Raw genomic sequence first — 15,895 nt, forward strand, 5'->3', positions numbered from 1 at the left:
TACCCGGTAAAATGATATATAAGTAATGGTATATTCAATAATAGCTGTATTAATAATAATTGTAATTGCCCTTTTCATTGTTAGGATGGCGTCTGGTTTTGGCGGATTGCCGGTGTTGAATTATCATAAAATAAGCAGTGGTAACGATCCCGATTTTCTTACAGTAACCACGGGCCAGTTGCGCCAGCATTTTGATTACTTGAACAAGAACGGCTATACAACTATTTTTATAAGTGAATTGCTGGAACATGTGGAACATAAGAAGCCACTGCCCGCCAAACCTGTAATGATCACCCTCGATGATGGCTACAGGGATAATTTTACCAGCCTTTACCCGCTCCTGAAAGAGTATAATATTAAAGCGAACATTTTCCTGGTGGCCGGTTTTATTCAATCCCCGGATAATAAGTACATCCACCCGAATCCAATGGGGGAGTTCATGCATGTTGAGGATGCGCTTATAATGAGTAAGGACATGGTACAGTTCGGGTTACATACTTACAGTCACCAGAGCTATTCAAAATTGAGCCTGCCTGAAATTGAAGCCGATATTTGTCAAACAAAAGAACGTTTGCAGGAATTAGGCATACCCGTGCAGCCTTGCCATGCCTATACTTTTGGCGCTTACAACCAAAAGAACGACAATAAGCGGGAGGCCATGTTCGGGTTGTTGAAGCAAAATGATATCCGTATGGCGTTTAGGGTAAGTAATTGGGTTGATAAAATACCCGTAAGAAATAAGTTATTTATCAGCCGTATTCATGTGAGCGGGTTATTTCCGTTCTGGAAATTTAAGGTAGCCGTGCGGGGTTTTATAAAGGTCTTTAACCGGTTCGAAAAAATTTTCAAATAGATCTCCCATGGTTGTAAATGAGTAATTAGCGGCAGCTTAAATTGTTTCTGATACAGTTAATTGTGCCGGCAGAGTCGTTAGAAATTTTCTCTTTACATATTATATCTGCATTGCCAGTTTTATTAAAATTATTTTTAATGAGACTGGCATTTTTTTTCTCCTTTCAGCTCCTTTGTGTGTTGTATTTTTTGCTTCCCGGGACTATTACATTTTCTCAATTTTTTTCTTAGTTCACTGTTAACCAGTCGTTTTCCCCAATGGGATAAGAATAATTACCTATTGTAAAGTGGTACAATCTCCATAATAGAATAGTACATTCCTGCCGTAGTTATACGAAACTCTGCTGCTTTTTGGAATCTATTTTTTTGTATCATACTTTTTTTAATACCACGCTGTTTATAATATAGACTAACACGGAAGTATGTTCTATGAAATAATGATTTTAAAAAAAGACGAAAAATGTGTTACATATACCAATTCAAAAGTATGTGTTGACTTTAGTCTAATTTTTTATGATTATTTTATCTGACATGTTTTCAGGCATCATAATTGTTAGCTTAATCGTGAAACTACTCTTTAAGAAAAACGTAAAATATCCCTATGATGAACACTACTCGCAGAAAATTCCTCCGGGATGCTTCAGTGACAGCAACCGGTTTGGCCATAACGTCGCAGTTAGGAGCGAAGAAACAGGAAATCCGTGCCAATACGATCGAGTGCGCGCCTAGACAAACATTCGCATTATTAGGAACAATCTCCACTGTTCAATCAGGCAATTGGTCTGATCCTGCAACCTGGGGTGGTAAATTACCCGTAACATCAGACACTCCGCTCATTTCTTCAGGACATACAGTTACATACGATCTAACAACGGCAAGCTATGCAGGTGTAAGTATCAGCAGTGGCGCCACATTACAATTTGATAGCAGCAAAAGCACAACGCTGCAATCAACAGGTAATGTAGTAGTAGAAGGAAAATTAACGATGCGTCCTTCATCTGCCAGTGTAATTCAAACGTTGCAATTTATTAATATCGACGAAAGCAGGTTTGTTGGTGGCGGTATGGATGTATTAGCTACCGACGTAGGCTTGTGGGCTATGGGATCAGGCGTATTAGACCTGGTAGGTACAGCCAAAACAGCGTTTGTACGTGCGGCTGGTAATATTGTATCAGGAGCCACTACTATTTCATTGAACAGCACTCCTTCAGGCTGGCAGGCTGGCGATAACATCAGCATTGCACCTACGGAGTCGCCTGCTATTGGAAGCGCTTATCTTTCAGGTTTTGAAGACCGGTCTATCAACAGTATTTCCGGTTCAACAATTACCCTGAATTCGGGAACCGTGCGTAATCATCCTCAGATCAATAATCTTTGGACTGCCGAAATAATTAACCTTACAAGAAATGTGCGTATTGAAGGAACGGCCACAGGACGAACACACATTTTCATCCGTACTTCTGTACCACAAACCATTCAAAATATTCAGATCCGTTACATCGGACCCCGTAAAAATCGTACCGGTGATGCTACACCAGAGTTTGTACTGGGCAGGTACGGTCTTCACTTTCACCATTGCGGAAACGGCAGCGTAGGAACAATAGTACAGGGTTGCGTAATTCGCGACACCGGTAGTCATAGCTACGTACCACACTCTTCAAATGGTATAACCATGAAGGGCAATGTGGCCTACAACTTCATGGAGATCGCTTTCTGGTGGGATGTGCTGGATTTAACGCATGGCATTACCTGGGATAGTAATATTGTAGCAAAAGGATCATTCTTACATGCAGCAGCGGATATTGATAACGGTGATGCACCAACCTTTACAGTAAGCGCCTTCTTATTAGGCGTTGGCGATGATAACGTTTGTAATAATAACGTTGCCATAGGCATGACGGGTGACCATCGTAATGGTGGCGGTTATTTCTGGCAGGAAGGGTTGATTGAAAGTGTATGGGAATTCAAAGGTAATATGGCGCACAATTGTGTTGGCGGTTTGGTTACCTGGCAAAATAATTTAAAACTACACGTTATTGAAGATTCTGTACTCTATAATAACGAAATGGGGGTTTATCATGGCGCCTATTCAAACTCTTATTTGTATCGTGGCGGCTATGTTTACAACAGTTTAATAACTATCAAGGCCTCATCAGGAAACTCTCTTCGCGTAAAGTTTGAGAACCTGGTGATCGATGCTGCGGGGCAGGATTATGCAATTGTAATGGAAGAAGGCCCATTGGATGGTGAATTACCGGTAATGATCCGGAACTGTACCATTACCGGTCATAGAAAAGCAGGCCTTGTTAACCAGTCGCCTAATGCTGTAAAGAAAGTTGACATCATACAATGTACTACTTCAGGTACTTCGGGTGGTTTCCTTGCTTTATTGGCCAGTGCAGTTGATTATTTCCTCAGCCCGCTTGCTGGTACAAATGAAATGATAAGAGTACAACCCACAAGCGGTCAGGCATACCAGCTTACAAAATTGGGTAAAGTAAATATTGCTCCCTTCGCACCTACAGTTTGGGGTAATGGAAATGGGTTGAAAGGAGAGTATTTCAATGATGCCAGTTTATCAAAAGCGGCATTTACAAGAACAGACGCTTCTGTCGTTTTCCAGGACTGGAACCAATTAGGCGTACACTATAAGATCACCAGCGGCAGCTACTCTATTCGCTGGTCTGGAAAGATAATGCCGCATTATTCTGAAGACCATATATTCTCTGTAGAAACCGGTGGCGGTTTACGGTTGTATGTTGATGGCAAACTGATCCTGGATAGCTGGAAAGAGCAATACCCGGGAACATTAAGATCATCTGCCATTAACCTGGTAGCCGGTCAGAAGTACGATATTAAGATGGAGTACTTCAATACAGATAACCGTTCAAATATTGGCTTGAAGTGGCAAAGCGCCAGCTTACCAGTGGAGTATGTTCCCATGGATCAGCTTTTCTCTGATCCAATCGGTTCGCAACCGCCTACGCCAGTTAATGTGCCGCCTGTTGCCAATGCCGGTTCAGATATCACCATTACGCTGCCAACCAATTCAGTGACGCTGGATGGTGCTGCCTCGAGAGATGCTGACGGAACTATTGTAACTTATGCATGGACTAAAGTAGCCGGCCCTTCTCAATATAGTATTGTTAATGCAGGTGTTGCTTCGCCAACAGTAACCGGCCTTGCTGCAGGGGTATATGTTTTCCGTCTGCAGGTAACAGACGACAAAGGCGCCACTGCTTCTGATGATGTTACTGTAACTGTTCTTGCAGCCAACCTGGGACCTGTTTCAAATGCAGGTGCAGATATCAGCATCACGTTGCCAACAAATAGCACAACCCTGAATGGCGGTGCATCAAGCGATCCTGATGGCACAATTGTAAGATATGCCTGGTCTAAAATAAGCGGGCCCTCAACATTTACCATAGGCAATGCTGCTACAGCTTCTACTCCATTGACCAACCTGGTTGCTGGCACTTATGTATTCAGACTTACAGTGACCGACGACAAAGGCGCAACGGCAACGGATGATGTGAACGTAATAGTAAATAATGCCAATACGCCGGTCAATAAACCACCGGTTGCCCAGGCCGGAACTGATATTGCCATTACATTGCCAACGAACAGCGTTACATTGAATGGTTCAGCATCGAGCGATCCTGATGGCACTATTTCAAGATACGCCTGGTCAAAAGTCAGCGGGCCTACACAGTTCCTGATTGCAAGCCCTGGCTCTGCGATAACTACTGTTAGCAACCTGGTAGCTGGTACTTATGTATTCAGATTGACTGTAACTGATAATAGCGGGGCAACAGCCAACGATGATATAACAGTTGTGGTAAATAGCACTACCTCACCTGGTAATCAGCCGCCGGTAGCTATTCCTGGCAATGATATTACAGTTCAGCTTCCTGCTGCCAGCATCACATTAGATGGCTCTGCCTCTTATGATCCTGATGGTAAGATCATTTCCTATAAATGGGTAAAAGTAAGCGGGCCTACAACCTTTACTTTGGTAACGCCCAATGCAGCAACAACTGAGCTGCGTAACATGGTAGCTGGTACCTATGTGTTCAGGTTGATTGTTACCGATGATAAAGGGGCAATAGACAATGAAACAGTAAGCGTGACGGTAATGGACCTGAAACAACCGGATCTGGGTATATTGAGTGTAGTTGCTACACCCAATCCTTCAGCCACTACGTTCAAGTTAACAATAAAAAGTGCGAATACCGACTCTATTACAATTCACATTTATGACTGGTCGGGAAAATTAGTGACCTCCCTGTTTAACGTGAGCAATAACACTACTGTTACTGTAGGTGCTTTCTGGCGCGCGGGATTATATACAGCAGTTGCCTGGCAGGGAAGTTTGAAGGCTATAGTTAAATTACTTAAAGTCTAAATAATAAGGATACAGTTAAGTTAAATAGCATAAAAGGCTCCCAATATATCGGGGGCCTTTTTGTTTTGGGCCGGTGTAAAAAAAAGAGCAGGCGAAAAGGCCTGCCCGGAAATGGTTTTGAAGATAAAACCCGGAACATTACATTTCGGTTTGAATCTTGGAAGAGGCTTTTTCGGCAGCTTTTTTACCATTTTGCCACATGTCGCTAAGACGATCAGTCCATTTACCAGCTGAGTCTTTAATGTTTTTTCTTAAATCACTCCCTTTTTCGGGTGCCAGTAACATACCCACTGCAGCACCTACAGCAGCAGCGCCTATCAGACCCAGAATAACTTTAGTTGTTGTAGTCATGATTATAATTTTTAAATAAATAATAGATATTTGTTGAATTTAAATGCTTCAAATCCTATTCCGCAATTAAAGAGTTGACTTTTAAGTGTATATATCCCGGCCACTGGGCATAAAAATCCCCATCGAGGGAAAGCAGTTGATCAGGTAGTTTTTCGCATGGCAGCCACCAGAATTACCACTCCGCAGGCTGCAACCCCAATGCCAGCGTAGGTAGGCCAGGCCACTCTTTTCTGTTCTTTTTTATTCAATTCAATAGGGCCGAGGTCGGCCACTTCTTTTTCTGTAGTAAAATTTACTTCTCTTATTATGATCATGGCAATGCCAATAACGATCAAAATGATTCCTAATGCTTTCATCTTAGTTGGTTTAAGCGTTAACAATTTCACCCCCATTGGGGTGAAGTATTTGCCCCGTTAAATACGATGCTTCTTCAGAGGCAAGAAAAACATAGCAGCCGGCTACTTCAACGGGTTCGCCGGCTCTGCCTAACGGCGTATCAGAACCGAAAGAAGAAACATGTTTGGGCGGAAAAGTTGCAGGAATTAAGGGCGTCCACACAGGGCCCGGCGCTACGCCATTTACCCTTATTTTATGTTTGGCAAAATAGGCAGATAATGACCTGGTATAACTTACAATGGCGCCTTTGGTAGCGGAATAATCCAATAAATGCGAACTGCCCCGGTAGGCGGTAACAGAAGTAGTATTTATAATTGATGCACCTTCCTGTAAATAGGGTTCTGCGGCCTGCACCAGGTAGAACATGGCGAAGATATTCGTCTCAAAAGTTTTTTTAAGTTGATCGGGAGTAATAGCTGATAGTTCTTTCTGGGGAAATTGAATGCCCGCATTATTAACTACAATATCCAGTTTGCCAAAGCGATTAACGGTTTGCTGAATGATCTTTTTACAATGGGCGGGTTTACTGATATCACCCGCAATCAGTAAGCATTGTTGCCCAATCGATTCAATACGGGCAGCCGTAGCGCGTGCATCTTCATTATCCTCATGGTATGCAATCACAATATCGGCGCCTTCCTTGGCGAAGGCTATGGCAACCGCTTTGCCAATGCCACTATCACCACCGGTTATTATGGCAACTTTATTACGAAGCCGCAAGGCATCTCTTTCCTTTTCAAACACCGGTTGCGGCTGCATCTGTTTTTCTTTTCCCTGCTTTTTCTTAACCGTCTGTGCCGGCCGAACCTTTCTTTTCTTTTGTCCGTGTTGCATTAATACAATGTTTTGCCTTGTTCTGTTTTCTGGTTTTTCTTTACGACGGTAGATCCGATCAGCGCAGCCAGCGCCCCCAATACCGCATTAACGCCAATGGTGTTGGATAGAATGGTAAATAGAACATCGCCCCGGCCGCTTTGTGGCGGGTTACTGCTATCGTTTAAACCTGAAACCAGCGAGTTGGTAATTAATACCACCACGCAAAGTAAGCTGGCTAATAACACCCCATAGATGGTAATTTTAAACCCCATCATAAACGTTGACCGTACACTGGTGGAATCATGTACCCGGTGATAACCTCTGATCACACCAATTAATACCATGGCACTGAACAGAATGTTGCCGATATACAATAACCAGGTATTTGAATAATGGCGGAATGACAGGAAAGCAATGATGCTTACCGTATTGAGTATGGCCGCCCACAAGGAGTACTTCCAATAAAATGCTTTCAGCGTCATATGCCTTTTTACATATGAGCTAAAAAGTCATGCCTGCCCAGCATCATGGGGGTGTAGAGATTAATCTACAGCAATGCAAATGAATAAGATAAACAAACCGTTAGGTATTAATAAAAATGGCAAATGCTAATAACAATAAAGGAGGAAATCACTGGTAGATTCCCTCCTCAATGGGTTTAATAAGTCGTATGAAGTTCTGCTTCAAAGCCCATGGCACTTCCATGGGGGATAAGGAATAACCAGGATAAGGCAACAACAGTGGAACAAAGTGCTAAGAGATACATTAAAAAGGCAGTAAAGAGGTTTTCCGGAATTTCTCTTTAATACGGCCTTTACATCTCTTAGCCAGGGGATTGCATAGGCTGAATGCTGCACGCAGAAAATTAGAGTTGACCGGTACCATACTTTCTAATTCATGCTTCAAGCGCTCAGCTTCAGGACAAGGTCAGGTTAATAATAGCTAAGAGCGTCAAGGAGCAAAAGAATAAAAGAGGTTTATGGAAAGCGCTCATTAAGCTCTCTCACTCACTTTTAGCTCTTAGCATTTTAGGACAAGGTTAACAGTAACGGCCAAGAACATCTAAAATAAAAGGAAAATTGATAGTTAAAACCTTTTACTTCTTTACGCACTTAGCTTATTTGGACAAGGTTAATGGTAGTACCAGAAATAAGCGAAAAGTTAAAAGAGAAATGTGGTAGCCTCTTTTTAATTTTTCTAATCAAGTTTCTGGCTTAGTCTGATATAAAGCTTTTCCGTGTGCATACAAACAGGTTACAAACGGCATATTGGTTATAGATCCGTTCTTCCAGTTTAAACCCGGCTTTCAATAATATTTCATTGTATGATCTATTATCAACTTCGGGCTCTGCAATGACCTGCCTGATCTCAGGGAACATAAAGAAATATTCCATACAGGTTTGAAGGGCTTTGAGGTGAAGCGGGCGAACGGTATTCCTGTTTGTATTCATTAATAAGCGGATAATATAGTCGCCACAGGAAGTTGGATATGTATCATAAAGTTCATCTTTATCTGCAGCACTGATATCAACCTGACAAATGGCAACCCGGTTATTAAGTAATACCATAAAGGATCGGGTAAAATCAGAACTGCCCGCATACAGATAGCTTGCTGCTACTGTATTAGCTGCCCTGCTTAGTTTCCATGCCCAACTGTAAATAGCCGGCATGTCGCGGGGTATGCAAAATGGGCGTAAGGACAGGGTATACGAAGGATGTTGAAAGTGTTTGGCAAAAACAACTTCCTTCTTCGTGTTCAGGCCGGTAGAAGCAATTAACCCATGCTGCAGGCCTGTAAAACCTGGTGTAGAGCAAACTATTTCCATAAAGAAAAATTTAAGCTCCCGGTGTTTTGGGTCCGGGAGCTCTTCGTGCCTAACCAGAGCCTTGGTGTTAACTTCAAGAAATTTAAGGCGCAGTAATCGAAAAAAATTTACTGCTGCTTATTTTAAGCAACACTTGGTTATAAACACGTAAACATTACTTAATGACAATAAAAAAAATGCGAAAGATGTTATTTTACTACTCAATCTGTATTAGGAGATACATAGAATCACTTAGGACATGCATTGTCGGTAGGATTCCTTAATGAAAGTAAGATCCAGAGCAGGAATTTGTTGTAATATATAACGTTTTATGATATTAGTTAGTATATATTAACAGATTTTTATTGATCATCGTTACCAAGCAAAGTATCAGTATCGGTAACGGGGCCAATTATGATCAATGCCGGGTGCGTTATTTGTTGCACCGCGGCCAACTGTGGTAAGTCTTTGATCATTCCTTTTGCCAGTTTATGATAAGGCAACGAAGCATAATGAATAATAGCCGCAGGCATATCGCCATATCCTTTTTCAATATATGTATTGGCAATTTCAGGTAGCTTTTTCATACCCATATAAATTACCACGGTAGCTTTGCTTTGTATAGCCAATTGCAGATCGGCAGACAGCGAACCATCTTTTTTTGTCCCGGTAACCACCCAAATGCTTTCACTGATATTGCGAAAGGTTAAAGGGATATCATACAGGCCGCTTGCCTGCATACTGGTAATGCCCGGAATGTAGGTTGTTTTAATGCCATGTTTGCGTGCAAACAAGATCTCTTCGAACCCTCTGCCAAAAATAAAAGGGTCGCCTCCTTTTAAGCGCAACACTTTACCTTTTTCAAATGCTTTCTCCCTGATCAATTCATGAATTTGTTCCTGCGGCGTATAATCACCGTAGGGAAGTTTACCCACATAAATGGCTTCGCAGTCGGGTTTTATATAACTGAGCAAAGTTTTATTAACCAGGTTATCATATAGCACTACCGGAACTTCCTGTAAAAGCCGATACGCTTTTAGGGTAATCAATTCAGGGTCGCCCGCACCAGCGCCTGCTACAATCAGTTCGGGTTGAAGAGGTGAAACTGCCACTAATAAAAATTTTGAATGAAACCAATGGCTATGCCGGCAAGCATAGCATATACATATATATATTATATGTCAAAAATACCGGTAATACCCGTGAATACGTTGGTAAGATAGTAAATTCAAAAACCGGGATGGGCGGCCGATGTATCATTCACCGGCATGCTCATTTAATTTATCAGCATTCAAAACACAAATTTGTTTGCCCGATAAAGCAATGGAACCTTCCTGTACCAGTTCATTCAGCACCCTGAACACCGTTTCATAGGTAGTGCCGGTATAAGAGGCCAGGTCCTGGCGGCTCAGGTTAATATCTATAAAACCTTCCGGTGTTGTACCAAATTTTGCATGCATCGATAATAAAGCCTGGGCAATTCTGCCTTTGACAGACATGTGGGCAAGGTTGCGCATCTTTTTTTCCGACTCCTTCAACTCGCCGGCAAAGAACATCATCAGTTCGTACAGGAACTGGTAATTTACTTTCAGGGTCGATTGAAAAAAGCCTAAGTCAATAAAACATACTTCCGAGGGTTCCAGCGCGGTGGCCGACACGGGGTAATAAATATCATTACCCAATCCGCGGTGACCCAAAATGGCGCCGTTCTTGGCCAGCCGCACGATCAGCTCCTTGTCATCAGCCCATTTTTTATGCACTTTGAATGTACCCTTATATATAAAATATATACCGGTAACCTGACTGCCTTCGCTAAAAAGCATTTCGCCTTTGTTAACATGAAAGTTTTGGCGATGGATATCAATGGCCGGTAACCAGTCTTTCGAGCAGAGTTTGCAAAGAAAACAGCTCTTCAGATCACAAGTTTGTTTATTTCGTTTCAATGGAAAAGTATATATGTAAAATTATATAATATTAATTCTTTTTGCAAGTACAATCAGCAAAAACGCAATAGCTGAACTCAATAATGTTATTGTTAATCATAGACTTCAAAATTCATACAAAATTTTAAACATTTATACATTAGTAAAATAAATATATTAATGATAAACGAATTCACTATAAAAATAATAACAAAAAGACTGTATTTTTATTACACAGATCACAAAACGACGGTAAATTTTTAATTGAATTGCCATTTTGATATTATATGTGATTTTATTTAATATTTAACGATTGCTGCGGAAAATTAATTGATCCAAAAAACGCAGATATATGAAAATAGTAGTTATTGGCAATGGAATGGTTGGTTACAAGTTTTGTGAAAAACTAACGGCCAAAGCCCAAGCGGGGCAAGTTGACATTGTTGTTTTCGGGGAAGAAACCCGGCCGGCTTACGATCGCGTGCATTTGAGTGAGTACTTTGCCGGTAAAACAGCCGAAGATCTTACTATGGCTGGTCTCGACTGGTATGCTGAAAGAAATATCAAACTGTACCTCGGCGACCCCATTTCTTATATAGATCGCGAACAAAAGACCGTTCGTTCTCACCACGGCATCAATGAATCGTACGATTACCTCATTCTGGCCACAGGTTCAGCTGCTTTTGTACCGCCCATTCCCGGCGTTGAAAAAGAAGGCGTTTTTATTTACCGCACTATTGAAGACCTGGAAATGATGACCGCCTACGCTAAAAAGGCAAAAACCGGTGCGGTGATCGGCGGTGGCTTGCTTGGTTTGGAAGCCGCCAAAGCCATGATCGATCTGGGCGTTACCAATACCCATGTAATTGAATTTGCACCTCGTCTCATGCCCCGGCAAATTGATGAAGCCGGTTCCAATATATTAAAGACAAAGCTCGAATCTCTTGGGCTTTCTATTCATACCAGCAAAAACACTTCCGAGATCCTGGGCGATCAGTTTATTACCGGTATGCAGTTCTCAGACGATACCAGGCTGGATATTGACATGCTGGTGATCTCAGCCGGTATAAAACCACGCGATGAGTTGGCGAAACTGGCTGGTTTGGAAACAGGTCACCGTGGTGGTATTGTAGTGAACGACAGGCTGGCTACGAACGATCCATTCATTTTTGCCATTGGCGAATGCGCTCTGCATAATGGAATGATCTATGGTCTGGTAGCGCCCGGTTATGATATGGCCGATGTAGTAGCTACCAACTTAATGGGTGGCGACAAGTCGTTCACCGGTTTTGATATGAGCACCAAGCTGAAACTGATAGGTGTTGATGTGGCCAGCTTTGGTGATCCTTTTGTGTCCGCTTCTGAAGGCCGTAGCATTGTGCTGGAAGATCGCATGAAAGGTGTGTACAAACGCATTAATATTTCACCCGACGGAAAATATTTATTAGGTGGTGTTCTGGTAGGCGATGCAGATGCATATAATATGTTGCTGCAAACTACCAAGAACAAAGTGGTATTGCCTCCCAACCCAGAAGATGTAATTCTGGGCGCCCGCGGCGGATCAGGTGGCGAAGGTGGTGCTGGTGTTTCGAGCCTGCCCGATGATGCATTGATATGCAGTTGCGAAAGCGTTAGCAAAGGCGATATCTGCACTGCGGTTTGCGATGGCGCAGAAACCATGGATGCCATTAAAAAATGCACCAAAGCAGGTACCGGTTGCGGCGGTTGTGTTCCTATGGTGAAAGACCTGATCACCCATACGCTTAAATCGCAAGGTAAATATGTACGTAACGTTATATGCGAACACTTCAACTACAGCCGTCAGGAACTGTACGACCTGGTTAAAGTGCATAAGCTGATGACGTTTGACGAAGTGTTGAACAAACTGGGCGCCGGCGATGGTTGCGAATTGTGTAAACCGCCTGTGGCTTCTATTTTAGCCAGTTTGTGGAATGAAATGATCCTGGCAAAAGGTAATGATACTGCACAGGATAGCAACGACCGCTTTTTGGCCAATATTCAAAAGGGTGGAACCTATTCTGTAGTTCCTCGGATCCCCGGTGGAGAAATTACGCCTGAAAAGCTGATCGTAATTGGACAAGTTGCTCAAAAATACAATCTATATACAAAAATTACCGGTGGTCAGCGTATTGATCTGTTTGGCGCTCATGTAAATGATCTGCCAGCCATTTGGGAAGAACTGATCGCTGCCGGTTTTGAAAGCGGTCATGCATACGGTAAAGCATTGCGTACGGTGAAAAGTTGCGTGGGAAGCACCTGGTGCCGGTTTGGCCTGCACGACAGCGTTAGCTTTGCCATTCAGATTGAGGAAAGATACCGTGGCTTGCGCGCACCGCATAAATTGAAATCGGCTGTTTCGGGTTGCATTCGCGAATGTGCCGAAGCGCAAAGCAAGGATTTCGGCATTATTGCAACAGAAAAAGGCTGGAACCTGTACGTATGCGGAAACGGCGGTTCAAAACCACAGCACGCCCTGTTACTGGCTACCGATGTAGATTCGGAAACCTGTATAAAATATATCGATCGCTTTTTGATGTTCTATATCAAAACGGCTGATCCGTTAACCCGTACTGCTACCTGGTTGAATAAAATGGAAGGCGGCATCGATTATCTGCGCAACGTAGTAGTGAATGATAGTTTAGGCATTGCCGAACAACTGGAAGTAGAGATGCAACAGTTGGTAGATAACTACAAATGCGAATGGAAAGAGGCGGTAGAGAATCCCGAGATCCGTAAACGATTCACGCATTTCGTAAATGCGCCGGAAACAAAAGATCCTTCGATACAGTTTGAACCCATGCGGGAACAGAAAAAAGCGAAGGAATGGAAATAGTTTGAGTTTATGGTTTGAAGTTTATGGTTTGTGGTTGTTTTGCCTTGTAACGCCGGATTGAAAATGAGATCATGAATTTCAACAACCATTGCCGACTGCCGATTCACGATAGTTACTTAGGTTCATATAAATCTTCTGATACACTAAAACGCACACCAAAAGCCATGCAGCTGATTGCCATTAGCTGCCCTTACTAACGATTGCTTGCCTGCATCAAAAATGCAGCGGGTTTTTATTTCCCCATTTTGAATGCCATTTGAAAAAATGATCAGTGAAAGCTGAATAGGGAATTTTTTGTAAACACAATGAAGATGCTATGATACAAGAAAATGTACTTACCTGGTTTTTAGCCTGCCGTACTACAGACGTACCCGAAAACGGTGGTGTATGTGTAAAATACCAAGAGGAACAAATCGCTTTGTTCAATTTTAGCCGCCGCGGTGAGTGGTATGCTACGCAGAATATGTGTCCGCACCGCCAGCAAATGGCTTTAAGCCGCGGTATGATCGGTACGCAAAACAGTGAACCTAAAGTGGCATGCCCATTCCACAAGAAAACGTTTTCGCTGACTACCGGAAAATGTTTGAGTGGCGATGATTGTGGTGATATAAAAACCTATCCCGTAAAAATTGAAAACGACTGGGTGTATATAGGTGTAGAAAACAATGCATAACAATTAAAAGGTGAAGCCCCGGTCGCGGGGCGGGTTTTGTAGAGTTGATGATCTATCGGTTGCCTGCTAATGAGTTAATTAACGATTGCCTGCCTTATTTTAAACCAATTGCTTAACAAAAATAACCGTATGGTAAGATCAAAGAACACTAAAGCCGATTAAAAAACCCCGGCAGATGGCAGTCTAACCGGGGTAAGCAAATTTTAAAATGAATCATCATCTTAAAAAAACCAAAACAAAAGTATGTTGAAAAAATTAATTTTCATGGCAGTATCCGGAATTGTGTGTTTTTTAGTGAACCCATTTAACAGTACCGCTCAATTTTCATTGCAGGGGCAACTGAGAACGCGTTCAGAAGTACGCGATGGGCTCGGAACACTCAATGTAAAAGGTACTGACGCTGCTTTTTTCACCTCTCAACGGGCCCGTTTAACGTTTGGGTACAAATGGGACCGTGTAAACTTCAATTTATCTGTTCAGGATATCCGCGTGTGGGGACAAGACGCTTCTTCTATCAATAACGCCGACGGAAACAAGCTGATGGTTCATGAAGCCTGGGCAGAAGTTACCCTGATGAATGTGGCTGATACCACCATTAAAACAAAAGGTATCGACAATCTTTCTTTTAAAATAGGCCGCCAGGCTTTGATATATGATGATGTGCGCTTACTGGGCGACCTGGACTGGTTACAACAGGCGCGCCGTCACGATGCCTTACTGATTAAAGCTTTGCACCATGGCTGGCAGGTTGACCTGGGAGTAGGATTTAACCAGAACAGCGATGGGTTTGGAATTACAGGAACTAATTATATCGCCGGCAACGTACCTCCTTATGTTACCAATTCAATGGGTGCGCTGGTTGCAACGCCTGCAGGCCTCATACCGCTTTCGGCTACTGGCACTATGGGCGGAAAAAGCAGCCTCACAGGTTCACCGGTGCTGGCCAATGCCGTTAGCACCAATGGTATGAACCAGCAATATAAATCCATGCAAATGGCGTATATAAGCCGCAAGTTCGGTCAAACAAAATTTGCGGGACTTTTCTTTAAAGATGATTTCTCAAAATACCGTCTCGATTCAGTGGGGGGCGCTTCATCAGGTTATGTATTTGGCAGAAGATATGATGTAAAAGGTGTGAATAGCCGCCTTACTTACGGCCTCATGATCAATGGTACCATCGGTAATGCATCAGGCTTGAAAAAGCAATGGCAGGTGGGCGCCTATTTTCAAAGTGGTAAAGACCGCGATGGAAAGGACCTGACCGCTTCGCATTATACTGCATCACTTACCTTACAAAAAGGCAAGTTCAGCTTTGGCCCCGGTTACGATTATTTATCGGGTAATACGCCTACAACACCAGGCACCGAAAATCATCGCTTCGATCCCCTGTACGGAACACCGCATAAACATTGGGGCTACATGGATTACTATTATGTAGGAACCGGCTCACCCGTAGGTGGTTTACAGGATTATTACTTTAAAGTAAAATATCAGGCCAATGCATTTTTCCTGAGCCTCGATGCGCACAACTTCAGGCTGGCAGAAAATGTAGCGAATGCCGCTGACCCCGATAAAGCTACTATCGATAAAAATTTAGGATACGAGTTTGATTTTATAGCCAATTATTCACTAAACAAATTTACCACGCTGGAGCTCGGTTACTCATTCATGAAGGCAAACAACAGTACCGAGTATGTTAAAAGAGGAACCATGGACCAGGCGAGGCACAATGCCAATTGGGCTTACCTGATGATCAACATCCGTCCCGATTTCTTCTTTACAAAACCCGTGGCAATTAAACAATAATCATGGCCTTTAAAA

General features: G+C 42.7%; 12 protein-coding genes. 5 read left to right on the forward strand and 7 right to left on the reverse strand.

All coding sequences use genetic code 11. From position 1 onward, the window contains the following. The first annotated feature begins 25 nt into the window (after positions 1–25). Positions 26–853, forward strand: a complete 828-nt coding sequence (locus FAM09_RS24060) for a polysaccharide deacetylase family protein (RefSeq protein WP_136579717.1) — start codon at positions 26–28, stop codon at positions 851–853. 600 nt (positions 854–1,453) lie between these two features. Then, positions 1,454–5,257: a PKD domain-containing protein gene (locus tag FAM09_RS24065; protein ID WP_136579718.1), complete on the forward strand. Its 3,804-nt coding sequence runs from the start codon at positions 1,454–1,456 to the stop codon at positions 5,255–5,257. A gap of 138 nt (positions 5,258–5,395) precedes the next feature. On the opposite strand, the gene FAM09_RS24070 is transcribed toward FAM09_RS24065, so the two are convergent. From FAM09_RS24070 to FAM09_RS24100, 7 genes are all read right to left on the reverse strand, one after another. Continuing rightward, positions 5,396–5,608: a YtxH domain-containing protein gene (locus FAM09_RS24070; protein ID WP_208025648.1), complete on the reverse strand. Its 213-nt coding sequence runs from the start codon at positions 5,606–5,608 to the stop codon at positions 5,396–5,398. Between the two features lie 140 nt (positions 5,609–5,748). After that, positions 5,749–5,964 carry a hypothetical protein gene (locus FAM09_RS24075; protein ID WP_136579719.1) on the reverse strand — a complete coding sequence of 72 codons (216 nt, stop codon included), beginning with the start codon at positions 5,962–5,964 and terminating at the stop codon, positions 5,749–5,751. Between the two features lie 10 nt (positions 5,965–5,974). Further along, entirely contained in the window at positions 5,975–6,838 is an 864-nt protein-coding gene (locus FAM09_RS24080; protein WP_136579720.1) for a glucose 1-dehydrogenase, read from the reverse strand. Further along, entirely contained in the window at positions 6,838–7,302 is a 465-nt protein-coding gene (locus FAM09_RS24085; RefSeq protein WP_136579721.1) for a hypothetical protein, read from the reverse strand. The genes FAM09_RS24080 and FAM09_RS24085 overlap by 1 nt, the downstream gene beginning before the upstream one ends. Positions 7,303–8,034: 732 nt before the next feature. Next, complete coding sequence (locus FAM09_RS24090; RefSeq protein ID WP_136579722.1) at positions 8,035–8,646, reverse strand: GNAT family N-acetyltransferase; 612 nt, start codon at positions 8,644–8,646, stop codon at positions 8,035–8,037. A 341-nt stretch (positions 8,647–8,987) separates the two neighbouring features. Next, entirely contained in the window at positions 8,988–9,737 is a 750-nt protein-coding gene (gene cobA / locus FAM09_RS24095) for a uroporphyrinogen-III C-methyltransferase (protein ID WP_136579723.1), read from the reverse strand. 144 nt (positions 9,738–9,881) lie between these two features. After that, entirely contained in the window at positions 9,882–10,568 is a 687-nt protein-coding gene (locus FAM09_RS24100; RefSeq protein WP_136579724.1) for a Crp/Fnr family transcriptional regulator, read from the reverse strand. 331 nt (positions 10,569–10,899) lie between these two features. Here FAM09_RS24100 and nirB point away from each other — a divergent pair, with 331 nt between their 5' ends. From nirB to FAM09_RS24115, 3 genes are all read left to right on the forward strand, one after another. After that, positions 10,900–13,401: a nitrite reductase large subunit NirB gene (gene nirB, locus FAM09_RS24105; protein WP_136579725.1), complete on the forward strand. Its 2,502-nt coding sequence runs from the start codon at positions 10,900–10,902 to the stop codon at positions 13,399–13,401. A 316-nt stretch (positions 13,402–13,717) separates the two neighbouring features. Beyond that, the gene (gene nirD / locus FAM09_RS24110; protein ID WP_136579726.1) at positions 13,718–14,074 is read left to right on the forward strand and encodes a nitrite reductase small subunit NirD; all 357 of its coding nucleotides are present in this window, start codon (positions 13,718–13,720) and stop codon (positions 14,072–14,074) included. A gap of 264 nt (positions 14,075–14,338) precedes the next feature. Further along, positions 14,339–15,880, forward strand: a complete 1,542-nt coding sequence (locus FAM09_RS24115; protein WP_243751769.1) for an alginate export family protein — start codon at positions 14,339–14,341, stop codon at positions 15,878–15,880. Positions 15,881–15,895 lie beyond the last annotated feature (15 nt).

The sequence above is a fragment of the Niastella caeni genome, from assembly GCF_004834005.1.
GTDB lineage: Bacteria > Bacteroidota > Bacteroidia > Chitinophagales > Chitinophagaceae > Niastella > Niastella caeni.

Excerpts from the sequence above, each read along its gene's own strand:
- nirB (WP_136579725.1), top strand. The coding sequence starts at position 10,900 with ATGAAAATAGTAGTTATTGGCAATGGAATGGTTGGTTACAAGTTTTGT.
- FAM09_RS24060 (WP_136579717.1), top strand. The coding sequence starts at position 26 with ATGGTATATTCAATAATAGCTGTATTAATAATAATTGTAATTGCCCTT.
- FAM09_RS24080 (WP_136579720.1), bottom strand. The coding sequence starts at position 6,838 with ATGCAACACGGACAAAAGAAAAGAAAGGTTCGGCCGGCACAGACGGTT.
- FAM09_RS24085 (WP_136579721.1), bottom strand. The coding sequence starts at position 7,302 with ATGACGCTGAAAGCATTTTATTGGAAGTACTCCTTGTGGGCGGCCATA.
- FAM09_RS24065 (WP_136579718.1), top strand. The coding sequence starts at position 1,454 with ATGATGAACACTACTCGCAGAAAATTCCTCCGGGATGCTTCAGTGACA.
- nirD (WP_136579726.1), top strand. The coding sequence starts at position 13,718 with ATGATACAAGAAAATGTACTTACCTGGTTTTTAGCCTGCCGTACTACA.
- FAM09_RS24115 (WP_243751769.1), top strand. The coding sequence starts at position 14,339 with ATGGCAGTATCCGGAATTGTGTGTTTTTTAGTGAACCCATTTAACAGT.
- FAM09_RS24075 (WP_136579719.1), bottom strand. The coding sequence starts at position 5,964 with ATGAAAGCATTAGGAATCATTTTGATCGTTATTGGCATTGCCATGATC.
- FAM09_RS24090 (WP_136579722.1), bottom strand. The coding sequence starts at position 8,646 with ATGGAAATAGTTTGCTCTACACCAGGTTTTACAGGCCTGCAGCATGGG.
- FAM09_RS24070 (WP_208025648.1), bottom strand. The coding sequence starts at position 5,608 with ATGACTACAACAACTAAAGTTATTCTGGGTCTGATAGGCGCTGCTGCT.